This is a genomic window from Fretibacterium fastidiosum (assembly GCF_964642095.1).
Taxonomy (GTDB): domain Bacteria; phylum Synergistota; class Synergistia; order Synergistales; family Aminobacteriaceae; genus Fretibacterium; species Fretibacterium fastidiosum.
In genome coordinates, this window is record NZ_OZ209244.1 from 2,191,425 (window position 1) to 2,215,284 (window position 23,860).

Sequence of the window (23,860 nt, forward strand, 5' to 3'; positions counted from 1 at the left end):
GGGTATCGGTCAGTCCAGGAAGAGCTCGGAGATAATGTCGCGAACCTTCTCCAGTTTATGGACTTTCGTCACGTTGCTGCCGCAGAAGAAGAGCCCGTTTTCCCAATCGCCGTTGAAGGCGTCCACCAAAGCCGCCGCGATGCAGAAGGTCTCCCGCGTCTTGCGGTAGCGGCAGTGTGTCAGACAGTTGGCCATGCAGGGCTTGCTCTCCACGTGTCCTTCAAGGTAGCCGGCCACGAACGGGTTTTTGATGGCGCGCCCCGGAAGCCCCGCGGGGCTGTGGATCAGGACGACGTCGTCGGCCGTCGCGTCAATGTAGGCCTGTTTGAACCTTGGCGAGGCGTCCCCCTCCTCGGTGCAGGCGAAGCGCGTCCCCATCTGGACGCCCTTCGCCCCCAGCGCGAAGACCCGCTCCAGGTCAGAGCGGTCCCAGATGCCGCCGGCAGCGATGACGGGAACGTCGGAGCGCATCTCCTCCGCGACGTACTTGACCACCTCCGGCACGGCGACCCCAAGGGAAAGCACTGGGTCGTAGACCTGCTCCATGGTCGTGGCGCCGAGGTGCCCCCCCGCCGTGGCGGGCTCTTCCACGACGAAGGCGTCTGGGGTCCTGCCGTACTTCTTCTCCCAGTGCCGCACGATCAGGCTTGCGGCCTTGGCGGAACTGACGATGGGGACGAGGGCAACGTCCGGAAAATCCTTCGTGTAATCCGGCAGGCGGAGGGGCAGGCCTGCGCCGGAGATGATGATGTTCGCCCCTCCTTCGGCCGCTGCGCGCACCTGCGTGTCGTAGTCGGTCAGAGCGACCATGCAGTTTACCGCCAGCACGCCGTCCGCGCCCGCCAGCTCTCTAGCCCTGGCCAGCGTCTCCTTGATGACGATCGCGTTCGCCTCAAAGTAATTGTGTTTTGCGACGCTGAAAAGGGGGGAGTTGTGGCACAGCCCGACGCTTGCGATCGTGCCCACGGCACCACACTTTGCAACGCTGCCCGCAAGGCCCGCGCCGGAGATGCCAACGCCCATCCCGCCCTGAATGAGCGGGTAGCGCGGTCGATACTTTCCTATTTTCAAAACGGGCACATCGGTATGCACCTGAAAAAACACTCCTCTGCGAATAAAGTACGAGATACCTGGCCGCCAAGGCGCCCGATCAGTATAGCACAAAGCCCTCGCCGATCCGGTCGCCGTACGGACGATTCCGTCATTTGCATGGGCTGTAGCCGCAGCTGAAGCAATAGGCGCAGCCGGAGATCATCTCCATGGGTGCTCCGCACTCGGGGCAGACCGCCCCCCCCTCGCGGGACGCCCGGCCACCCGTTGCGGGCTCGCTCCGCTCGATCAGCTTCTCCAGAAGCAGCGCGATGGCGTCCGGGATGGACCGGGCCACGTGTTCCTCGTCGAAGCCGAACATCCAATACTCCTTTCCAGACAGCCCCCTCAAGGTGTCGATGAAGTCCTCAAGGCGGCATCCGGATCGCAGGCCGATCGAGATGACGCGTGAAAGCGCTTCCGTCATGGCCTTCAGCTCGGACCCACTCTTGCCCACGTTGATGAAGATCTCAAAGGGCGCGCTGCCGTCGAAGTTCAACGTGATGTAAATGCTGCCCCACGGCGTGCTCTCCTTGATCGTCTTGCCGAAGACAACCAGGCCCGGACGCTCCTTCACCTTTTGGGGAGGCGCGCCGTCCTCCGCCGTCTTGATCTCGATGGGCTGATAGGAGCGGGAGCCGTCGCGGTAGATGGTGATCCCCTTGCAGCCCATGGCGTAGCAGTCCCGATAGACGCGCCTCACGTCCTCCACCTGGGCCGCGTTGGGCAGGTTCACCGTCTTGCTGATGCCGCTGTCGACGACGTGAGCAAAGATGCCCGTGACGTTCACGTGCTGCTGTGTGGAGATGTCGTAGGCCGTGACAAAGGCCGGGTTGGACAGCTTCCCCGTCGATCGATACTCCTCGCGCTGCTCGGCCGTCAGGAGTTTGTGCCAGAAGTCGCGGTCCTCGGTGCCCGATCCATCGACCTTTGCGATGCGGCGATTCCACGACCAGGCGAAGTTGGGCTCGATCCCGGAGCTCGCGTCCAGGATCATGGAGATCGACCCCGTCGGCGCGATGGAGAGGCGGCGGCTATTGCGCATCTCGCCACGGACCAGCCCCTTCAGGACGGCCTTGACGTCGTCGAAGGAGAGGGGCTCGATGGGGTTCAGCAGTTCCTCAAGCGTGTTGATCAACGTCAGGGGGACGAGGTCTGAGCCGCGCATGTGTGAGAGGAGCTCGCGGTACTCGTCCCTGGAGAGGCGCTCGAACCACGCATCGCTGAAGAGCGTGCCGTCGCCGAAGAGCCGCCCCTCCCCTTCGATCTCCTCACGAAAGGCGTCGAACAGGTCCTTCACCAGGCCCCGTTCCGGGAAGGGGTCCTTGCCGACGTCGGAGACCATCTGGACGGTGGCGGTCAGGGCGGAGCGCGCCAGAACGCCGCTCAGGTTCCGACAGTAGTCGTCGAACTCCCTTCCGCCGTAGACGATCCCCTGCAGGATCGAGGCGTCGGCCAGCCCCATGATGCCCAGGCCCACCGGGCGGATCTTTCGGGTCCTCTCCCCTATCCTCGGCAGCGGATAGCTGCAGGCGTCGATGACGAGGTCCAGGTAGTACATGGACCGGAACACCTGATCCGCGAAGGCGCGCCAGTCGAATTCGCCGTCCTGGACGAAGGGCTCCACGTTGATGGACCCCAGGTTGCAGCTGGTGTAGTTCGGCAGCGGCTGCTCCCCGCAGGGGTTCGTGGACTCGATCTCCCAGTCCGGGTCCATCTTCAGCAGGTTGTCCTGACGCGCCCGGTCGATGAAGAAGACGCCGGGATCCCCCCGCTTCCAGGCGCTCTCGGAGATGTGGTCCATCAGCTCGCGCGCACGAACGGTCCTGACGACGCTGCCGTCCGTGCGGGAGTGCAGGTCAAAGGTCCCGTCCTCCTCGGCGGCGCGCATCAGCTTGTCGGAGATCGCTACGGAGATGTTGAAGTAGGAGAGCTTGCCGTCCTCCGTCTTGCAGTCCACGAACTGATAGATGTCGGGGTGATCGTCAAAGAGCATTCCCATCAGGGCCGCGCGGCGCTTTCCGCCCTGGACGACGACGGCTCCCATGGTGTTCCAGGTCTCCATAAAGGAGACGGGTCCGGAGGCCTGTCCGCCGGTCCCGGAGCCGATAACGGCGCCATGCTCCCTGAGGTGGCCGAAGTTGCTGCCGACGCCACCGCCGAACTTGCTGATGACGCTGGCGTCCTTGACGGACTCAAAGATGCCCTCGATGCTGTCCGGGATGTTGATGACAAAACAGGCGAACAGCTGTTGGTTCCTGGTCCGGGCCTTGAACAGGCGGTCGTAGTCCTCAAAAGACATCTGATCCGCCGGTTTGTAGACGAGCTCAGCGAATTCGGGCTTTACGGTCAGGCCGGCGGCCGAGCTGAAAAGGCAGGGGGAGTTGAAGAGGAACCTGCGCGACAGGATGTCGTTTGCGATGTTCTTCTCAAGCGTCCTGAGCCATTCCAGGGATTCCGGAGCCGCGGCGTCCAGGTATTGCGTCTCCGCGCTTGCGATGGTCCGCGAGATGCGGCGCGCAAACTCCTCGAAGCTGGCCTCTTTGCGGAGCCCCTTCGCCAACGCGTCGTAGCGCTCGACGAAATAGCGTTGAGCCAAGAGCCACATGGCGTTCTCGGAGAGGCGGGGCACGGAGGGCGTCTCCAGACACTCCGCGGCGATGCGGCCGTCAAAATGCTCCTTGATGAACTGCTCCAAAACACAACTCCCCTTCTTCAACCAAAGGACATGGCCCCGGCTTTTAGAGACCTTCGGGCCTTCGTCAAAACGGCATCCCCCGATCAGGGGGACCGGAGGATGCCGTCGTGCGTATCCGAGTCTGTTTCGTCAATCGGGGCCGATTTATTTTTTGGTGCTTCCCTGCGGGATATCAAGCGCGATCCAGACGGCCTCCTGCCCCGCATAGGGTTTGTCATCGGGGAGGATCTCCAGGCTGGGCGATCCCAGGAGCCCCTGCCCTTCGGCGGCCTGCTGCAGCTCCTCTCGCGAGTCGCCGGCCAGCGTACCGACGTAGATTTTGTTCCCCTGCTGCACGACGGCGGCGTCCTCAAGCCTCTGCTTCAGGGCCTCCGCGGCGTTCGTGTCGGCGTTGGGCTCCTGAAACGCCTGATCCGCGACCTGACGCGCCATCGACAGCTGCTCCAGCGGGGAGAGCCCTTGGCTCGAGCGATAGAGCTCCACCGCCTTGGCCCACAGGCCCTTCGCCGGATCGACGTCCGCGAGCCTGAACTCCAAAAAGCTCGTGTCAACGGTTGGTGCCCACAGCGAGATGGAGGGGATGGAGAGCTGTACGTCCAGTGCGTCCCTGAAACGCTTTGCCAGGTTCGGGTCGTACAGGGAGAGCGCCGCGGCGATGCCGTTCTTCTCGTCCGCCAGGAAGGCGCGAATCCCCTCGAAGTCGATGAAGAACGTGCTCATCGAATCCTTCTTCAGGAGCTCCGAAAGAGCCGCCCCGGGGGCGGACGCCCTGGCGAAGGATGCGGGGTCGCAAAGCCCCAGCGTCAACGCCTCGCCCTTGAGGCCCATGAAGAACGGGAGCGGGCTGCTGGTGGCGTCGGCCTGAAGCATCTGGTCCCAGCCATCCGCCTTCACCGGGTTCACGGGCGCCACTTCGCTGGCCTCCAGCTTTTTGAGGAAGGCCGCAGCCGCCCCGTTGCTCCGGGTCAGGGTCATGAAGATGCCCGGAAGCTTCGTCTCCATTCCAATGAGACCCTTCAGTGAGATGTTTCCTCCCACCGACAGGGAGAAATCCCCGTTCATGAGGCCCCTCGCCTCAGGCTCGGTGACGCCTATCCTTTTGAACGCCTCGACGGCGCTGCCCCACAGCGCCTTCAGGCGGGGGTTTGAATCCAGCGCTTGAGACGACAGATAGCCGCCGCCGGCGATCAGCGGGCTGCCCTCACCCAGCGGGAGGATGCGCCCGCCCGACACGGGGCCGACGCCCTCCCAATTCGCAAGGTAATCCTTCGCCATGGCCTCCTCGACGTTGGCTCCCATGGAGACGAGGAAGCGGTCCTTAAAGCCCTCAAAGGCCACCTCGAGGTCCAGTGGCGCGCGGAAGGTCTCCCGCAGCGCCTTCGAGTCCTCCTCCGTCCAGGTCACGTCGCCCTCTTCGGAGGCCCTGGCCTTGCCGATGGCGTCCGCCAGGTCGGGGTCCAGGTGGAGGAAGGCGAAGTTCCCTGCCTCAAAGCGGCGCTTCATCGATAGCCTCTTGCCGCTGTCGCCGAGAGCCGCCAGGGCGTCCTTCAGGTCCTCCGGGGTGAAGGCGGCCAGGAGCAGGTTGTCCTTCGCGCCGAGGAACACCGCGTCGTTGACCTTGACCATGCCATCCATCGCCTCGATCTGTGAAAAGACCCCGCCCAGGGGGGACCCTTCAGACTTGCTCCCCAGGAGGAGCAGCGACAGGTCGTCGGGCGACGCCTTGCCGCTTGCGACGAGGTCCAGCTGAGGCTGAAGCTCCGGAGGAAAGGCCACCGCAACCTGAATGGAACCGGCTTTGGCCTTCGGATCGTCCGTCCCCACGAGGACGGCGAGCCCCTTCGCCGGGACCTTCTTCAGGACATCGGCAAAGACGTTGATGGAAGCCTCGTCCACTTCCCCTCCGAGGGGAGCCAGGACCTTCAGGTTCTCCGGGGAGAGCGCCCAGCGCACGAGCCAGCCCACGTCCTGCAGGTTCAGCACCGCGTAGGCGGACTTCTCCGGCCTCGCACTCAGCGCCTCGAAGGGCTGAGCGGCCCAGGACGATGAGGCGAGCCCCAACGACAGGCAGAGGACGAGCGCAGCCTTGAAAAGCGTCTTCTTCAGGTTTGACATAAAAACTTTCCTCCTCACTGAAATTCTTTCTGAAACCCTGATATTACCCCTTTGCGTACGCGCCGTAGATATCCAGAAACGTCTCCGGCTTCAGGGAGGCACCGCCGACCAGCGCGCCGTCGATGTCCTCCATGGAGAGGAGCTCTTTGGCGTTGGCGCCCTTGACGCTCCCTCCGTAGAGCACGACGCAGCCGAGCTCTCCCTTTTGGGCGATCTCCCGAACGAGCTTGCGGCTCCACGCGCAGACCTCCTGGGCCTGGGCCGAGGTTGCGGACCTTCCGGTGCCGATGGCCCAGACGGGCTCGTAGGCGAAGACGATCCTCCCGCACTCCTCCGCGGAGAGCCCGGTCAGGGCGGACCGAAGCTGGCGCTCCATGACGGAGAACGCCTCCCCGCCCTCGCGCTCCTCCAGGGTCTCGCCGTAGCAGAGCACCGGGGTCAAGCCCGCGTCCAGACAGGCCTTCACCTTTTTGGCGATCAGGTCGTCACCCTCCCCCAGGATGTGGCGCCGCTCGCTGTGGCCGAGGATGACGTGGGTCGCCCCTGCCTCCTCCAGCATGGGGACGGAGACCTCGCCCGTAAAGGCCCCCTGCGGTTCAAAGTAGACGTTCTGAGCGCCGATGATGGGCGGGGTCTTCAAGTGCGCCGCCGCCTCGCGGGCCGCCCAGATGGAGGTGAACGGCGGAAAGACGGCAACCTCGAGCTCCCTTCCCAGCCTTGAAGCCCAGGGCGCGGAGGCGTCCGTAAAGGCCTTGAAGAAGGCCTCCGTCTCCGCCCTCGTCATGTTCATCTTCCAGTTGCCGTAGAGGTAAATTTTCTTCATCGTTCGTCCTCCCCTGCAAAAGTGTAAAGAATATCCTAAAGCTCGAAGGGGGCCATGCCCGGAAGTTTTTTGCCCTCGCAGTACTCGAGGCTTGCGCCGCCCCCCGTCGAGACGTGGGAAACCCTCTCGGCAAAGCCGAACTGGCGGACGGCCGAAGCGGTGTCCCCGCCCCCGATGACCGTGACCGCGCCAGAGGCCGTGCAGTCTGCGACGGCCTGGCAGATCGCCCTGGTCCCCTCGGCGAAGAGCGCGTTCTCAAAGACCCCCATGGGGCCGTTCCACAGGACGGACCGCGCGCCCCTAAGGGCAGCGGAAAACTCCGCGATCGTCCTGGGCCCGATGTCGAGCCCCATCATGTCGGCGGGCATGGCGTCGCTGGCGACCGTCCTCGTCTCCGTCGCGTCCAGCCCGGAGGCGACGACGCTGTCCACCGGCAGAAGCACCTTCACGCCCATGGCCCTCGCTTTCTTCAGCGTCTCGCGCGCGAAGTCCAGCCGGTCCTCCTCGCAGAGGGACCTTCCGATCTCCTTCCCTTCCGCCTTGAGGAACGTGTAGGCCATGCCGCCGCCGATCAGGATGACCGTGGCCTTGTCCAACAGGTTGCCGACCACGGCGATCTTGTCGGAGACCTTGGCACCGCCCAGGATGAGCGCGTAGGGCTTCGCCGGGTTTTCGCTGACGGCGCCCAGCATCTCGCCCTCGCGCACCAGGAGGTCCCCCGCGAAGGACTTGAGGTGCGGGATGACGCCGGCCGTCGAGGCGTTCGCGCGGTGGGCGGCGCTGAACGCATCCATCACGAACACGTCGAAGGGCTTCGCCATCAGCTCCGCGAAGGCGGGGTCGTCCTTCTCCTCCTCCGGGTGGAAGCGGGAGTTCTCCAGCAGGACCACCTCGCCCTCACCGAGGTCCCTCATGGCGGCCTCGACCCTGGGCCCCACACAGTCGTCCACGAACCGCACCTTCAGCCCATAGGCCTTCTCCACGTCGGGGACGATCTGCGCGAGAGAGAACGCGGGGTTCACCTGTCCTTTGGGGCGTCCGAAGTGGGACACGAGGGCAACCTTCGCACCGGCGTCCATGAGCTTCTTCAGGGTGCCGGCATGGGCGCGGATCCTCGCGTCGTCCGTCACCTTCCCGTCCTTGAAGGGGACGTTGAAGTCCACCCGCATCAAAACCTTCTTGCCCCGGACGTCCCCCTGGTCAAACGTCTTCAGTCTCATCGCGAACATCAGCTCCCTATCGATGAAGTCTTTGTGCCGCCATCCCCCGGAGAACCCCACGTCCGGGACGGCAGAGAGGTCACGTAATCGTGCAGACGGTTCCAGTGATATTTTACAGTACTTTTTGTAACTGGGGGGGATAATTTTTCCCCCAGCTCCGAGAGCGATGCCTCCGGGTTGGCGAGGCGCACCTCGACGATCCGGCGCATGAGGGGCGGCAGGCCGGGCAGCAGTCCGGCGTCGGACACCGCAAGCGCCAGCTGCATCTGTTCCGCCGCCACGCGCAGGTGTCTTTCGATGTTCACCGTGTCGCAGTTGCGCTCCCGGTTGGCCTGATTCCGCATGGAGCGTATGATCGCCTTGTTCTCCAGCTGCAGCGAGACGGCGGACAGCCCCAGGTTGCACAGGAACGTGACGATGCCCTCCTGGTTACGCAGGAGCATCTCCCGCGCGCCGCGAAAGGGCCTTTCCCGCCAGGGCAGGTCCGTCCTTCGGAGCAGCGTCCGCAGTGCCTCCGCGACGGGGTCCGGGGCAACGCGCAGGACGAGGTAGTACCCCGCCCGCGGGAGGTAGAGCCCGCCGCAGCTCCCCCACAGGCCCCGCAGCCAGGCCCAGTGCAGGGGCGAGAGGGGAAGCCCGTCGTCGGCGAGCCCGGCGGCCAGGGCCAGGAGCTCCCCGCGAAACTCGACCGGGATCCGTATCCGGACCCGCCCTCCGCTCTCCGCGGGCAGGGTCACGGAGTCCGCGATGTTCCACCCCGCGTCGAACCAGGACGTCCGCCGCCACAGCTTCAGGAGGCGGCGGGCCAGCCACAGCCGGGCGGTCCCCAGGACGAGCCGGTCGCCCCGCGCCGTGAGGAGCCCCGACAAGAGCCCCCCGCACTCCGCCTCCACGAGGGGCGCCTCATCGCCGGGGCAGGCGCTCCACTCGTCCCACAGCTCCTCGATCATGGAGTGCACGGCGCTACTCCTCCATGTGGCGGCAGATGCGGAAGACGATGGCAGCCAGCTTCTGCGGGTCGTGCCGCACCAGCTGCGCGTCCATGATGAGGGCGGTGGGTGCCTCGATGCAGATGCAGCCCATCCTGCGTATCCTCTCGCGTTGGTGGTGGTCCAGGTAGAGCGGGTCCGCTCCCCTCTCGTGATACGCGGAGAGGACGTCGTCGGGAAAGGGGTCACTGTTGACGATGACGCACTCCGGGACCGTGCCCAGGGCCGCAGCCACCCATTCGAGGTGCTGCAGGACGCTCATCCCCTCCGTCTCCTCGGGCTGCGTCATCAGGTTGCAGATGTAGACCTTGGGGGCGGGGGCCTCCCGGAGCTTCCGTGCGAACTCCGGTAGCAGCAGGTTGGGGATCACGCTGGTGAAGAGGCTGCCCGGTCCCAGGAGGATGACGTCCGCGCCGTCGACGGCGCTCATGACGTCGGGCAGCGGGCTCGCGTTCTGGGGCTCCAGCCATATCTCCTGCAGGTCCCGCCCGCGCTCCGAGACCTCAAGCTCTCCCCTCACCCGCGTTCCGTCCCTTGTGCGGCCCACCAGGGTGATGTCCTCCGTCGTCACGGGAAGCACCTTCCCCCGTATGGCCAGAAGGTGGTTCATCTGCTCCACCGCCACGCGAAAATCCCCGCACATCTCGGTGACCGCCAGCAGGAGCAGGTTGCCGAGGCTGTGCCCGGCCAGGTCGCCGCGGTCGAAGCGGAAGTCCAGGATGCGCTTCAGCGCGTTGTCGTTCTCCGCCAGGGCCACCATGCAGTTGCGGACGTCGCCCGGCGGGAGCACGCCCCACTCGGTGCGGAGCCGTCCGGAGCTCCCCCCCTCATCCGTCACCGCCACCACCGCCGTGATGTTCCTCGTGAAGGCCTTGAGGCCCTTCAGGAGGGTGGAGAGTCCCGTCCCCCCGCCGACGGCGACCACGGAGGGGCCCGTCGCCAGCCTGCGGGCGATGGCGCCTCGAAACGGGTCCTCGTCCCGCGCCCTCCAACTGAAGAGCCGCACGTCGAAGGCCACGATGAGGAAGAGGGTCGTGAAGATGCCCAGGGCAAACCCCAGGGCCCAGTCGAGCATCATATCGTCCCCTGCCCCCGGTCCCGGTGGAGGAGGCTGACGCCTCTCGAGGTCTGCGCATAGCGTTCGTAAAGCCACTCCGTCACGGCGACGGAGCGGTGGCGCCCTCCCGTGCAGCCCACGGCGATGTGCAGCTGCCCCCGCACCGCGTTCAGGTACTGCGGGATGACGAAGTCCAGGAAGCTCCCGGTGCGCTCCAGAAACTCGTTCGTCTCGGGAAAGGAGCGCAGGTAGTCCCGGACCGCGCGGTCGGACCCCGTGAGGGGCCTGAGCTCCGGGACGTAGTAGGGGTTGGGGAGGCAGCGCGCGTCCAGGACAAAGTCCGCGTCCTGGGGGATGCCGTGCTTGAAGCCGAAGGAGCTGAAGAGCAGGGACACCTCCTCCTCCGCCTCGTTCAAGAACTCCAGGAGCAGCCGTTCCCTGTGTTGGGGGAGGTCCATCCGTGACGTGTCGATCACGATGTCCGCCCGTTCGAGGACGGGGGCCAGAAATTCGTGCTCCCGCGCTATGCCGTCGCTGGTGGACAGGTGCTTGCCCAGGGGATGGATGCGCCGGGTCCTCTCGTAGCGCCTCAGGAGCTCCTCGTCGGAGGCCGTCAGGAAGAGGATGCGCACCCTCGTCCCGACCGCGTTGAGGTCGTCTACGACCCTGGTGAAGTCCGCCGCGTTCTCCACGTTGCGGACGTCGAGGGTCACGGCGACCCCCCGTTCGACGGCGGAGGGCCGATGGGCGAAGAGCTGAAAGAGCTGGGGTAAAAGCTCGGTCGGGAGGCCGTCTATCGTGATGAACCCAAAGTCCTCCAGGACCTTCATCGTCATGGTCTTCCCCGCTCCGGACATGCCCGTCACGATAATGAACTGCCTGATGCCCTTGCGCTGTGCGTCCACGTCGTCCTCACCTCCGTTGCAGCGGTTGCAGGTCGAGGGGCGGCAGCCGCCGCTTTCCCCCGCGGCGGGTGACGCCCTGCCCGTTCCTGTCTCCCCGTTTATTCTACACTAGAACCCCCTGAGCGGGAGGGGCGTTCGGCCCCTTTCGAGCGAGGCCTGCAGGGGCTGGAAAAACCACCCATGGCGTAACCCCCTCGAACGCTATAATAGAGGCGTTGCAGCGCCCTTTTTGTTTTCAGTTGTCGCATCTAAAAAATCTTTTCAAGGAGGACTGTCATGCGATTCCAAAAGTGGTTGTTTCCAACGATCCTTGCGGCGCTCTGCCTCTGCCTTGGGGCGGCGCCGGGCCGGGCTGCCCTTCCGGCCGGGGTGCAGAGCTTTGCCCCGACGGGGAGGGTTTCGGACAACGTCTCCTTCCGTCTGGTCTTCAAGAACGCCGTCGCCGCGAAGAAGGACGTGGGCAGGGCGATGGGGGTCGAGGAGTTCCCCTTCGAGGTGACGCCGGCGATACAGGCCGAGGGAAAGTGGCAGAACGAGACCACCTTCACCGCGCGCCTCCTGGCGCCGCTCCGCATGGGGACGTCCTACACGGCGCGCCTTCGGGAGGGCCTGACGGACCGAAAGGGCAGGCATATCCCCGCCGGGTCCTTCTCCTTCCAGACGGACGCTCTGACGCCGACCGCGGTCAAGGCCATAATGGGGCGCGACGACGCGCGCCTCGTCATCGCGTTCAACATGCCCGTGGCGCCGGCGGTCCTTCAGGGCTTTCTCCAGATCGTGAACGAGCAGGGGCAGAAGGTCCCCTTCACCCTCCAGGGAACTGCTCCCAACCGATCGGTTCAGGTCCGCGTGCCGTTGGGGCAAAGCCTCTCCCGTCAGACGCTGACCGTCCGCATCGCGGCAGGCCTGACCTCCGGCGAGGGGGACCTGGGCCTTGCGCAGAACTTCACGTCCCGGGTGGTCCTCGAACCCAAATTGACCGTCGAGGGGGTCCGTGGGGATGAGGGCGCGATTCAGGCGTCCTTCAACTTCCCCATCGACCCGGAAAGCGTCCGGGACTTCGTCGCCGTCGAGCCACCCGTGGACTTTCGTCTGGACTCCAACTGGAGCGGGAACGCCCTTCAGATTCGCGGGGACTTCAAGCCGCGCAGCCGCTTCGTCGTGACGCTGCGCCGGGGGCTGCCCTCCAAGGAGGGCGGGCTTGCCCTGAAGGAGGACTTCAAGCAGGCCGTCATCATGCCGGACCTGGAGCCCAGCATCTCCATCCCCACGTCGGGGACCTACCTCACCGCCATGGGCGGAGGCCTCATCCCCCTGGAGCTGGTGAACGTCAAAAAGCTTCAGGTGAACCTGTGGCGCCTCTATGAGAACAACATCCCCTACGTTATCCGCGGGGACTACAACAGCTTCTCGAAGGACCTGGCGCGGCGGACGTACAGCCGCGAGTTCAAGCTCGACCTGCCCCTGAACGAGCGCGTGCGGCGCAGCCTGGCCGTGGACGAGCTTGCCAGCGGCGACCGCGGGCTGTTCCTGCTCTCCGTGCGCGATCCGGATGCGGAGTACTGGGACGAGGAGGACCAGATGCTCAGCCTCAGCGACCTCGGAGCCGTCGCCCGCGTTTGGGAGGACGGGCTGATGCTCTGGGTCAACACCCTTTCGGGCACGCAGCCCGTGGCCGACGCGGAGGTCCGCATCTACTCCGGAGCCAACCAGGTGATCGCCCAGGGCAAGACGGACGCGGAGGGCATCTTCTCCTTCGACCGTCAGGAGCCCTGGGGCACGGACGCGGGGGAGCAACCGCGCCTTGCCGTCATCTCAAGCGGCAGGGACCTGACCTACGTGCAGCTCACGCGGAGCCTGCTCTCGCAGGAGACGTTCGACACGGCGGGGCGCCCATGGCTCCGTGAGGGGTATGACGCCATTCTCTTCGCGCCGCGTGACATCTACCGCACGGGGGAGGAGGTCCCCTTCAAGGCCGTCGTCCGCGGCGCGGACCTCTCCACGCCCGCCCCGTTCCCGGTCCTCTTCACGGTGCGCGACCCCCTTGGGCGCCGCACGGAACAGCAGACGGTGACGCTGAGCGACATGGGCAGCGCGCTCTTTACGCTGAAACTTCCCTCAAACGCGCTGACGGGGCTCTGGTCGGCTGCGATATCCGTCCCCGGACGCGAGGAGAGCCCCATGGCGTCCATGAACTTCCACGTGGAGGACTTCGCGCCGCCGCGCATCGAAGTGAAGATGAGCACGGACTCGAAAACGCTCACCCACGGGGACGACTTCCAGGCCGCCATCACCGCGCGCTGGCTCTTCGGCGCCGACGGGGCGGGACTGCGCTACAAGACGTTCTGGAGCGCCAAGGACTCCCCCTTCACGCCGACGCAGGATCGATGGAAGGGCTACACCTTCGGCGACAGCTCAAGGAAGTTTGAGGGCGCACGAAACGACATGGACGAGGGGCAGCTCGACGCCTCGGGGCGGGCCAGCTCGACGCTGACCCTCGACGCCAACTGGGAGGCAGCCTCCACCATCGCCGTGACCCTGCGGACGGAGGTTATGGAGGATGGCGGAAGGTGGGTCAGCGACTCCATCACCCTCCCCTACTTCCCCGCCCCCTGGCTTTTGGGCATTGCGGCAACGGAGGAGCAGATGGCGGTGAACCGCGACCTCACCTTCCGGATCGCCGCCATCGATCCCCAGGAAGAACCCACGGACCCCGGCTCCCTCACCGCCTCGCTCTACCGCGTCAGGTGGAACTACAACATGGTGGAGGTGGATGGCTACCGCCGCTGGCAGAGCTCTGAGGAGCTGTCCCTCGTCGATGAAAAGTCGGTGACGCTGAAGGACGGCCTTGGTTCCGTTTCCTTCCGTCCCGGGGAGTGGGGGACCTATCTGGTGCGCGTGACCGACGCCAACGACAACGCGCGGGCTGCGATGCGCTTCTACGCCAGCGACGCGAGGTACGCCGATCGCGGTGGCTCCCCCATCCTGGACCGAGTGGGCGTCTCCATGGACCGGGAGTTCTACAGGGTCGGCGACACGGCAAAGGTGACGCTCACCGCCCCCTTCGAGGGCCTTTTGCTGTTCAGCGTCGAAGGGGCTCGCCCGATCTCCCGCCAGGTCCGCAGGGTGGACGGTCCCGATGTCACGGTCGAGGTCCCCGTCACGCAGGACATGGTCCCCAACGGCTGGATCACGGCATGGCTCGTCCGGCCCGTCAGCGAGGAGGACGCCTCCGCCTGGGGGACGCACCGCGCCGTCGGCGTCGCGCGCCTCAAGGCGGACCTGACGCCGTACAAACTGGACGTGACCATGGAAGCGGCGGACAGGGTGGAGCCAGCCTCGACCCTGCCGGTCAGCCTGACGCTCAAGGACGCGGAGGGCAAGCCGGTTCAGGGCGATGTGGCGCTGGCGCTGGTGGACGACGCCGTCCTCGGCCTGACCCGGTACAAGACGCCGGACCTGTTGGAGCACTTCTGGGGGCTTAAGAAGCTCAATTCCGAGGGATACGACCTCTACGACCTCCTGATCCCGGTGGAGTCCCGCGCGACGGAGACGCTGCACCCCGCCGGCGGCGCGGCGATGGCGGCCCTTGCGGGAGCGGGGGCGAACGTGCAGCGCTTCAATATCCTCTCGCTCTTCCAGGGTCTGCTCTCCGCCGACGCGGAGGGACGGGTGAAGGCGGACCTCGACGTGCCCGAGTTCAGCGGACGCGGCCGTCTCTTCGCCGTCGTCGCCTCACAGAATCGCTTCGGGATGGCCGAACAGCCGGTGCAGATCGCCCGCAGCGTCGTCACCGAGGTGAACCTTCCGCGCTTTGCCGCGCCGGGAGACGTCTTCGTCGCGCCCCTGTCGGTCTTCAACGCCTCCACCGAGGTGCGGGACGTCACGCTCTCCATCTCCGCGGAGGGCGGCCTGAAGGTCGCGGAGAGCCAGAAGACCCTTCGCGTCGAGCCCGGCGCCCAGGCCCGGTGGGAGACTGAGGTCAGCGCACTGGAGCCTGGGGTCGCAAGCTGGGACGTCGTGACCTCATGGACCGAGGGAGGCGGACAAAAGGAGTACCGGCAGACGATCACCCTGCCCATCCGTTCCCCCTGGCCCGTCGTGTCCCGATCGGGCTCCGGAGTCTTTGAGTCCGGGACGACCCCCATCGACATCCCGACGGAGGACTTCGCCGGAAAGGTCACGGGAACGCTGTCCCTCGCGGACACGCCCATGGTGGACCTGACGCGGGCGGTGCCCTACCTGCTGAACTACCCCTACGGCTGTCTGGAACAGACGCTTTCCGCGTCCTGGCCCTTCCTGGTGCTGCCGGACGCCGTGTCGGCGCTGGACCCGCTGCTGGTCAACGATCAGCTGGTACGCGATCGGGTGGAGACCGCCATGGCGAAGCTGCAGTCGATGCAGCTCTACGACGGTTCCTTTGAGACGTGGCCCGGAACGGGACACCCCTACGCATGGGGAAGCGTCTACGCGGCGCACTTCCTGGTGGAGGCGCAGCAGGCGGGGGTGGACTGCCCGAAGGACATGCTGGCGGGGGCCATGAACTGGCTGCACCAGTTCCTCGCCTCCATGCCTGCCGAGGACTATCCCACGGCGGAGACAGACGACTTCACGGCGAAGGCGTATGCGGCCTACGTGCTTGCGCGAAACGGAGAGAAGCCGCTGGGCTGGATCGAGTACCTGCGCGAGAACCGGGAGAACATGTGGCCGTCGGGCCGAATCTGGCTGGCTGGCGCTCAGGCCGTGATCGACGGACGGGGCGACGCACTTCGGGAGCTGGCTCCCGTCGACTCGAAGCTCCCCCAGGCGGCGCGCTGGCGGACGCTCGAATCCGACGTCCGAAACACGGCGCAGCTCCTCTCGCTCTGGATGGAGGTCGAGCCACAGGCCACCGAGGCCGTGGCGCTGGCGGCGTCCCTTGTGAAGTGGGGACAGGAAAATCGCTGGTACAGCACCCAGGACAACGCAGCGGCCCTGATGGCGCTTGCGCGCTACAACCTGAAGGTCGGCACCGAGAAGGCGAACCTTCAGGGGACCCTGACCGACGGGACGAAGGACCTGCTGACCTACAGGAGCGGCAGCGCTTCCTCCATCGCGACGTCCGAACTTCCCGCCCGCGTCACCTTGAACGTGCAGGGCACGGGCAGGGGGTACTACACCTGGAACCTCATGGGGACGCCCAGGTCCCAGCCCAAGGCCGAGAAGCGCGGGATAGACGTCGAGTGCGCGTGGTACGACGAGAAGGGCGGGGCTCTGGACCTCGCGCAGCCCATCCCTCAGGGCACGCGAATGCAGGCGGTCCTCACCCTGAAGCCCTCTTTGCCCGTCAGCGGCCTGGCGGTTTCCTGCCTGCTCCCAGCAGGCCTTGAGCTGGAGAATCCGCGGCTGGATCCGGGCCTGGACGATGTCGCCGGGTCCTACGGCGTCGTCGGAGACGTCCGGGACGATCGCCTCCTGCTCTTCTTCGATCGCCTCGAGCGGGAGCGAACCTACAGCTTCAAGGTACGGGCCGTCACCCGCGGGACTTTCGTCATTCCGCCGATCTCAGCGACCGGCATGTACGATCCGGCCGTGCACTTCACGGGGCGGGGGCAGTCCGACCTGACCGTCAAATAAGCGCGGACGAGGTCAATCGGAGGTAAAACGGGGGCGGACACCTTCAAGATGTCCGCCCCTCTTTGCTCCGGATACGGGCCACTCGACCTGTCAAACGTCCCGCACGCCGCCCTTGAGGAAGGCCTGGTACGTCCGGCGTATGCCCTCGTCCAGGTCGATGGTGTGGCGCCATCCCATCCCTCTGAGGAAGGTGATGTCCAGCAGTTTACGAGGGGTTCCGTCCGGCCTGCTCTCGTCCCACAAGACCCGCCCTGCATACCCGACGACGGCGCACACCTTCTCCGCCAGCTCGCAGATCGTCAAGTCCTCCCCCGTCCCGACGTTCACGATGCGCGAACCGTCGTGGCGCTCCATGAGAAAGAGGCAGGCGTCGGCCAGGTCATCGACGTGGAGAAATTCCCGCCGCGGCGTTCCCGTCCCCCACAGGGTCACCGATTCCGCACCCTTCGCCTTCGCCTCGTGGACCTTGCGGATCATGGCCGGCAGGACGTGAGAGTTCTCCAGGCCGAAGTTGTCCCCCGGCCCGTAGAGGTTCGTGGGCATGACGGAGATGAAGTTCGTCCCGTACTGCTGGTTGTACGCCTGACACATCCGGATGCCCGCGATCTTGGCCAGGGCGTAGCAGTCGTTGGTCGGCTCGAGGGGCCCGCTCAGGAGGGCGTCCTCCGGGATAGGCTGCGGCGCGAATTTGGGGTAGATGCAGGAGCTTCCCAGAAAGAGGAGCTTTTTCACCCCCGTGCGCCAGCTCTCGCGGATGACGTTCGTCTCCATCATGAGGTTCTCGGAGATGAAGTCCGCCGGGTAGACGGCGTTCGCATGGATTCCGCCGACCCTTGCCGCGGCCATGAAGACGTACTCCGGCCTCTCGCCTTCAAAGAAGTCCTGCACCGTTTGCTGCGACAGCAGGTCCAGCTCTCCGTGCGAGCGGAGCAGGAGGTTGCGAAATCCCGCAGACGTCAGGCGCCGGACAAGGGCGGAGCCCACCAGTCCCCCGTGGCCTGCGACGTAGATGCGGGCGTTCCGGTCCATCACAGCTCCTCCAGGGCGCTGCGCACCTCGTAGCCCGCATCCCGGATCAGGATGTCCTTCTTGAAGAGGTCCAGGTCATAGCGGACCATGCGCCGCACCAGGTCCGAAAACGACACCTTGCGCTTCCAGCCCAACTCCCGCTCCGCCTTGGAGGGGTCCCCCAGAAGCAGGTCCACCTCCGTGGGGCGGAAGTAGCGCGGGTCCACCTCGACGAGGACGCGGCCAGTTCCGGCATCGACGCCCACCTCGTCAAGTCCGCTTCCCCGCCACTCGATCTCCATCCCCGCCTCCTTGAAGGCCAGCGTGGCGAACTCCCTCACCGAATGGGTCTCCCCCGTCGCGATGACGAAGTTGTCCGGCCGGTCGTGCTGCAGGATGCGCCACATGGCCTCGACGTAGTCCTCGGCGTGCCCCCAGTCCCGCTTCGCGTCCAGGTTTCCCAGCCACGTTTTGTCCTGGAGCCCCAGGGCGATGCGGGCGGCCGCGCGCGTGATCTTGCGCGTCACGAACGTCTCGCCGCGCAGTTCCGACTCGTGGTTGAACAGGATGCCGTTTGAGGCGAACAGGCCGTAGGACTCGCGGTAGTTCACCGTGATCCAGTAGGCATAAAGTTTTGCGGCCGCGTAGGGACTGCGCGGGTAGAAGGGCGTCGTCTCCCTCTGGGGCGTCTCCTGCACCTTGCCGAAGAGCTCGCTGGTGGAGGCCTGATAAAACCGCGTGCGCTTTTCCATGCCCAGGATGCGTATGGCCTCCAACAGGCGAAGCGTTCCGATGCCGTCCGAGTCCGCCGTGTACTCCGGCGTCTCAAACGAGACCTTCACGTGGCTCTGAGCGGCCAGGTTGTAGATCTCGTCCGGCTGGACCTGCTGGATGATGCGGATCAGGTTTGAGGCGTCCGTCAGATCCCCGTAGTGCAGGAAGAAGTGAGGGTCCTCCTCGTGCAGGTCCCTGTACAGCCCGTCGATGCGGGCGGTGTTGAAGATCGAGCTGCGCCGTTTGATGCCGTGGACGCTATAGCCCTTCTTCAGAAGAAACGAAGCCAGATAGGCGCCGTCCTGCCCGGTGATGCCCGTGATCAGAGCTGTTTTCATCTAATCTTCCTCCGCGCCGTCGATACGGCGAATCAGGGTTTTGATGCTTCGTGTTGCGTGGAACTCGCGCAACGCCGCACGGGCGGAGCCGATTCCGCGCAACAACGAGAAGAGATCGAGACTCCGCGCCCGGAACAGGAGCTTCAGAGCCGCCGCGAGCATGAACAGCTTGAATTTCACCTTCAGCCACAGCAGTTTTGGACTGTGTACGTCGTCGTAGATGCACTCAAACAACAGGTGAAAGTTGTACCACTTGGAGGCCGCCATATTGGCGAGGTTTAGACGGGCCCCCCCAGCCGGATAATGAAAAAAATGTCCTTCCAGACTATTGACGATTCGCATCCCCATTTTTTTATGTAGAAAAAAGGAAAACGCAAAATCCTCCCCCAACGCATAGCCGCCAAAACGCTGAAAATCTTCGGGGAAAAAACATTTATATTTGCGAAAAACATCCACATCCAAGGCCATTCCCCCTCCGCTGGCCCAGTCCGCACCTCCTCCCCGTTTTTCCTCCCAGGCTCCGTAGTTGTAGAGAAACTCGGTAGCTCCATGATGATCCCACCCCAATCTCTTCTTCACCCAAGAGGATAATCCGTAGGGCCCATGCTCCAAGTGAGAGTGCATAGGCAAATTCACCACAGATGCGCCCGTTTTTTCAAACGTAGTTAAAATCCCCTTCAAAGCGTCCTGCGACAACTCACAGTCGTCGTCGATAAACAGGACGTAACGTATGGAACGCTCGTGCATCAGGACCTGCTTCACTGCGTCATTGCGTTGGGATGCCGAGCCGGCCCGCGGCGCCCTGAAGTACTTCAAGGGAAACGTCCAAGCCCCATCCTCCACCACCCTTCGGGTCTCCTCGTCCTGGCTGGCGTCCCAGACCACGCAGAGGAAATCACGGCAGGTCGATCGCTCCAGGCTTGTCAGCGCATGTCTTTTGATCTCGCTGCTTCGGTCCTTGGTAGCGATGATCACAGCCAGAGAAACGTTCATCAAAATAACCTCACTCACGTTAAAGAACCTCATTTCCACGTCTGCGTCCATCCTTCGGCTCTTTTTTCGAGGCACTCGCGGTCGATGGCATCGAAGGCCTGCGATGGGACAGGGCCTCCCATAGTCTGCCAAAGGAGCCGTCAAACGCGCCTGACACCTCGGCGCACAAAAGCCTGCTGTCGCGATAACGGGCATAGCACTCGGACAGTCCAAGGTCATCAATCCAGCGCCTGCCCCAACGCTTCAGGTACATCTTGAGTGTAGCCTTAAAGGCGGCAAGAGGGGGAAGCGCATCCTTATAGATCCTTCGATTTTCCATGAAGAGCCTCTCCGAATAGGCCGATGAAACCCCGGAGTTCCGAAAGGCCGTCAACACCTTGTCTATAGGACAGAAAGGCACTCCCCATCGAAAGAAGCGCAGCATCAGGTCCCAGTCTCCCGATACCCGGAACGAGGGATCAAATAAGCCGTGCCGATCGTACACCGAGCGGGCAACGAAGGTCGCGGGGTGAGCGATGCTCATACGACCGGTAAGGCGGCGGTGGTCGCCCACCGGATAGACCGTCCAGCGGCAACGCGCCTCGTCCACCACGGCCAGCTTGCCGAAAAACACGCCGGGGTCCGGGCTTTGTCTATAGGCCTCGGCCACCGTCTCCAGGGCCCAGGGCGCGTAGAGGTCGTCCGCGTTGAGGATACCGACGACATCTCCGGTGGCTCGGGCCACACCCTTGTTGAAGGCGTCGTAGATGCCCTCGTCCGGCTCGAGGACGACGTGGGTCAGCCGCGGCCGATAGCGTTCGATGATCTCCCGCGTCCCATCCGTCGAGCCGCCATCGATGACGATGTACTCGAACGGAGGACAGGTCTGAGAGAGAACGCTGTCCATGGCCTGTTCGACCGTCCCGGCAGCGTTGAGACAGACGGTGACGATGCTCATTTTAATATCACGCATCTCTCGTTACTCCTATCATCCCAAAAAGCTCCAGATAGGCGTCAACGGCCCGTTTCTCGGAGAAAGCTCCAGCGCGCTCCCGCAGCATCCTCCTCGGCATCGGCTGCTGCAAGGCCTCCAGCATTCCCTCGGAGAGGGCAGGGGCATCCCGCACGGGGACAATGTAGCCATACCTGCCGTCCTCCAAAATCTCACGAATTCCCCCCGGGGCATCCGTCGCCACCGGGGTCGTCCCGACGTACAGCGCCTCGATCAGGACCGTCGGAAGCCCCTCATAAAAGGTCGACAACACCAGGGCGTCGGCATCCCTCACCAATGGAAGTGGGTTGGCGATCATCCCCATCCAATCGACGTCCGTCTCGACCTTCAGCTCCGCAGCCCTGCGTTCGAGGCGGACTCGGTCCGGGCCGTCCCCCAGGACGAGCAATCGAACCGGCGTCGTCCGCCGCAACAGGGAAAAGGCCTCCAGCAGCGTGTCAAAATCCTTCTCGGGGCTGAGGCGCGCGACTGAAATCAAGGTGGGGATCGTTTTGTCCGTCAGCCACGGATGACGGCAAGCCTCCTCCGCCTTCCTTTCCAGAGCGCTTCCGACCACGGGGTTATAGATGTACAAAACCCGCGAAGCGGGGAGGCGAAAATGGGCGGCCAAATCAGCGGCGACGGCGGAGGAAACGCCGACGACGCGATCGGCTTTAGGGTAAAAAAGACGGCACATCGTGGAAAAGCAAACGCGAACGGGAGCGACTTGGCGTCTCAGATGCTCCGAGAGCAGCGTGTGCTCCGTCACAACAACCCGGGATGGCCTGCCGGCAAGGAAATTTGCCGTCAGCGTCATGGCGTTGTAATGGGCCGTCAGCAGGAGGTCCGGCCTGCGGCGCCCGATATAACGCGTCAGGCTCCTCGTCGAGACGAAGAGTTTCCAGAAAAAGACCACAAACGCCCACGGGAGCAAAAAGATATTTTTCGTCTTGAAAATCCTGTGGAAAAGACGGAGCGACTCGAAATAATGTCCTCCATCGAGTTCTACAAGGGCCACCTCCTTTGGGACCCCGGCCTTCATGGCATCCGACTGAGGCGCCGGAACGACGACATCGACAGCAAATCCCCGCTGTGCCAGAAGCCCGGCGAGACGAACCATGATCCGTTCGGCCCCCCCCGGCCCCAAAGAGGCAAGGACAACGGCTATCCGTCCTCCTTTCATCCCCTGAGGCTCCTCCTCAGGGAAACGTAGGCCGACTGAGCCAGCAAATCGTCAACCGACATCCCCTCGTACAGCATGAAGCGCGGCAGGGCCCAAAGTTTTTCCCTATCGCCCCTCGACACGCGCCCCGGAGCCGTCGTCATACAGGTAAGGGCACCCATCTCACGAACGACGGAAAGCGCCTCATCGCCGAAGAGACCATAGGCATAGGCGTAATGTGCGGGAACGCACCCAGTCTGCCGGGCCATCTCCTCCCTGGCCAAAGAGAACTCCCTGTAGACAGCCTCCCTGGAAACCGTCTGCAGGTTCAGGTGGCGGTGCCCGTGATTCCCCAGCTCGGCCAGGGGGTGAGCCTGCAATGCCCGAACCTCGTCCCACGTCAGGAAAAGGCCATCGGCGCTTCCGCAATCATAATCGTTATCCCGGCACAGGTCCAGGACATAAGCCTCGGCCCCCTGTTCCGCCAGCAGAGCCTGTCCGCGAATTTGCATGAAGAGACGGCTCTTCTCCGGGACGCTCCTTACATCCCAGGTCCTCCCCTCCCAGAGGAGTGCAGGCCGCGAGGTAAGCAGCCCCTCCAGGCCATACCACCAGGGCACGCAGGAACTGCCGATAAAGGCGGTGCTCAGGTAGATCGTAAAGGGAACGCCGTGCCTCTCGAAGAGGGAGAGGCCCTCGGTCAGATTGTCCCGATACCCGTCATCCAAAGCGAGGACAAGGGAACGGGAGGGCCAGGGCCCCTCTCCCGTCAGGGCGGCATGCAGCTGTGAGACGGAAAGGAAAGTGAAGCCCTTGCACTTGGCGTCGACGATGAAGCGCTCCAGGAAGGCGGGGGAGACCTTCATGTCCTCGTTCGGAGGCAGACGCATCGGGTCCTTCTCCCCTATCCGGTGCAGCATGACGCAAAAGACGCCGTCCCCCAGAAGACGGCACAGGACACGGGCTGCCGCAGGACATGAGAGCCCCGTTAGAATCCATCGCCGAATCGTATCCTTCATTTTCTCGCAAAGACCCCTATCGTAATCGTATAGTCCTCGTCGTAAAAATCCAGCAGGCCCGTATCGTTCACGTCCTCCACGGAGAGCCCATCCAAAAACGCCTTGGCAGCAAAGACATTTCCATAGCCCTTGACAGCCACCTCATGGAAGTGCCCCGAAAACAGTCTTTCAGCCGACAAAACCGTACTCAATACCACTACAAACAAAACTCTAAAGGCTCTCGTTGACCGCGAAAATATTGACCTGCCAAGGGAAGCCGTGATGCTCGAAGGGCGCTGCTGCAGAGCCCCCCACGGGAAGGAGCCGATAACGAAAACCGGCCTCGTCCAAAATTGCCAGGATACTTCCCAACGTTCCGTTCCGTTCCGTTCCGTTCCGTTCCGTTCCGTTCCGTTCCGTTCCCCAAGAATGATATTCACAAAACAGATTGCACACGCGTTTTAATACGCATTTCAATGTAGGCATAACTACTGCCTCAGCACCTTCGATATCCATCTTCAAAAGATCCACACGTTCTTCACCCAGCAACATCTCCCTCAGATCTACGCTGGGCACGGCGCCCTCTCCCGAACATTCCTCCACGTGTCCTCCATCGGCGCCATCTGAAGCGAAAGCTACTCCCTTCGAGTGCGTCCAAACCGCAGCGTTGTGCAGGACAACGTCTTCTAGAAGATTGTTTCGAGATAAATTCCGACTCAGATAACCGTATATTTCCTCGTCCGGCTCGAAGGCCACGATCCTGGCGCCGGGATAAAGGCTTTTGAAGTAAGCAACGCTTACCCCCACGTTCGCCCCACAGTCATAAATGACGGGGGAGGGGGTATCGGCACGGAAAAGATAAGACCGATTTTTGAAGATATCAACGTATTGCCAGAAAAAACTGGGCGCATCGGGGACGTCGAAGGAAAGTCCCCTGAAGGACACGTTTTTCAGGGGACGGTAACGTCCCCGTCGTGCGCAGGAGCAGTAGAGCCGCAGAAAATCCCGCCCCTCGGACGTAAAAAGGTAACTCAGCCTTCTTTTAAGTTTTGGAAACACCACTCACCACCGCCTCGATACGCCGCTTTCGTGCGCAATTTGTCCT

General features: G+C 63.9%; 17 protein-coding genes. 1 reads left to right on the top strand and 16 read right to left on the bottom strand.

What is annotated here, in order from left to right; translation table 11 throughout:
- Positions 1-9: 9 nt before the first annotated feature.
- The 8 genes from ACK28C_RS09935 to rapZ all read right to left on the bottom strand — a co-directional run bounded on the left by ACK28C_RS09935 (position 10) and on the right by rapZ (position 10,896).
- Positions 10-1,092, bottom strand: a complete 1,083-nt coding sequence (locus tag ACK28C_RS09935; protein ID WP_208873791.1) for a nitronate monooxygenase family protein — start codon at positions 1,090-1,092, stop codon at positions 10-12.
- 109 nt (positions 1,093-1,201) lie between these two features.
- Complete coding sequence (locus ACK28C_RS09940; RefSeq protein WP_243440676.1) at positions 1,202-3,808, bottom strand: adenosylcobalamin-dependent ribonucleoside-diphosphate reductase; 2,607 nt, start codon at positions 3,806-3,808, stop codon at positions 1,202-1,204.
- Positions 3,809-3,931: 123 nt separating this feature from the next.
- A complete protein-coding gene (locus ACK28C_RS09945; RefSeq protein WP_015557038.1) occupies positions 3,932-5,902 on the bottom strand; it encodes a hypothetical protein in 1,971 nt (656 codons plus the stop codon).
- A gap of 43 nt (positions 5,903-5,945) precedes the next feature.
- Positions 5,946-6,725: a triose-phosphate isomerase gene (gene tpiA / locus ACK28C_RS09950; protein ID WP_015557037.1), complete on the bottom strand. Its 780-nt coding sequence runs from the start codon at positions 6,723-6,725 to the stop codon at positions 5,946-5,948.
- 35 nt (positions 6,726-6,760) lie between these two features.
- On the bottom strand, positions 6,761-7,945 hold the full coding sequence (locus ACK28C_RS09955; RefSeq protein WP_208873790.1) for a phosphoglycerate kinase: 1,185 nt from the start codon (positions 7,943-7,945) through the stop codon (positions 6,761-6,763).
- An 8-nt stretch (positions 7,946-7,953) separates the two neighbouring features.
- Positions 7,954-8,895, bottom strand: coding sequence for a DNA-binding protein WhiA (gene whiA, locus ACK28C_RS09960; RefSeq protein ID WP_243440733.1), 942 nt, complete (start codon positions 8,893-8,895; stop codon positions 7,954-7,956).
- A 13-nt stretch (positions 8,896-8,908) separates the two neighbouring features.
- Positions 8,909-10,012: a gluconeogenesis factor YvcK family protein gene (gene yvcK / locus ACK28C_RS09965; protein WP_015557035.1), complete on the bottom strand. Its 1,104-nt coding sequence runs from the start codon at positions 10,010-10,012 to the stop codon at positions 8,909-8,911.
- A complete protein-coding gene (rapZ, locus tag ACK28C_RS09970; RefSeq protein WP_243440675.1) occupies positions 10,009-10,896 on the bottom strand; it encodes an RNase adapter RapZ in 888 nt (295 codons plus the stop codon). The genes yvcK and rapZ overlap by 4 nt, the downstream gene beginning before the upstream one ends.
- A 276-nt stretch (positions 10,897-11,172) precedes the next feature.
- Here rapZ and ACK28C_RS09975 point away from each other — a divergent pair, with 276 nt between their 5' ends.
- Entirely contained in the window at positions 11,173-16,512 is a 5,340-nt protein-coding gene (locus ACK28C_RS09975) for an alpha-2-macroglobulin (RefSeq protein ID WP_015557034.1), read from the top strand.
- 90 nt (positions 16,513-16,602) lie between these two features.
- Here ACK28C_RS09975 and ACK28C_RS09980 read toward each other — a convergent pair whose 3' ends face one another.
- From ACK28C_RS09980 to ACK28C_RS10015, 8 genes are read right to left on the bottom strand one after another with little or no spacing between them, the layout of a single operon-like run.
- Positions 16,603-17,541, bottom strand: coding sequence for a GDP-L-fucose synthase (locus ACK28C_RS09980; RefSeq protein ID WP_015557033.1), 939 nt, complete (start codon positions 17,539-17,541; stop codon positions 16,603-16,605).
- Positions 17,541-18,632: a GDP-mannose 4,6-dehydratase gene (gene gmd, locus ACK28C_RS09985; RefSeq protein WP_015557032.1), complete on the bottom strand. Its 1,092-nt coding sequence runs from the start codon at positions 18,630-18,632 to the stop codon at positions 17,541-17,543. Before gmd ends, ACK28C_RS09980 begins: the two co-directional genes overlap by 1 nt.
- Positions 18,633-19,643, bottom strand: a complete 1,011-nt coding sequence (locus ACK28C_RS09990; protein ID WP_409152108.1) for a glycosyltransferase family 2 protein — start codon at positions 19,641-19,643, stop codon at positions 18,633-18,635.
- A gap of 1 nt (position 19,644) precedes the next feature.
- Positions 19,645-20,577 carry a glycosyltransferase family 2 protein gene (locus tag ACK28C_RS09995; protein WP_015557030.1) on the bottom strand — a complete coding sequence of 311 codons (933 nt, stop codon included), beginning with the start codon at positions 20,575-20,577 and terminating at the stop codon, positions 19,645-19,647.
- Entirely contained in the window at positions 20,570-21,778 is a 1,209-nt protein-coding gene (locus ACK28C_RS10000; RefSeq protein ID WP_409152109.1) for a glycosyltransferase, read from the bottom strand. The genes ACK28C_RS09995 and ACK28C_RS10000 overlap by 8 nt, the downstream gene beginning before the upstream one ends.
- Positions 21,775-22,776: a polysaccharide deacetylase family protein gene (locus tag ACK28C_RS10005; protein WP_208873784.1), complete on the bottom strand. Its 1,002-nt coding sequence runs from the start codon at positions 22,774-22,776 to the stop codon at positions 21,775-21,777. The genes ACK28C_RS10000 and ACK28C_RS10005 overlap by 4 nt, the downstream gene beginning before the upstream one ends.
- Positions 22,773-22,967 carry a hypothetical protein gene (locus ACK28C_RS10010; RefSeq protein WP_208873783.1) on the bottom strand — a complete coding sequence of 65 codons (195 nt, stop codon included), beginning with the start codon at positions 22,965-22,967 and terminating at the stop codon, positions 22,773-22,775. The genes ACK28C_RS10005 and ACK28C_RS10010 overlap by 4 nt, the downstream gene beginning before the upstream one ends.
- Before the next feature lie 19 nt (positions 22,968-22,986).
- Positions 22,987-23,700: an FkbM family methyltransferase gene (locus ACK28C_RS10015; RefSeq protein ID WP_409152110.1), complete on the bottom strand. Its 714-nt coding sequence runs from the start codon at positions 23,698-23,700 to the stop codon at positions 22,987-22,989.
- Positions 23,701-23,860: the final 160 nt, after the last annotated feature.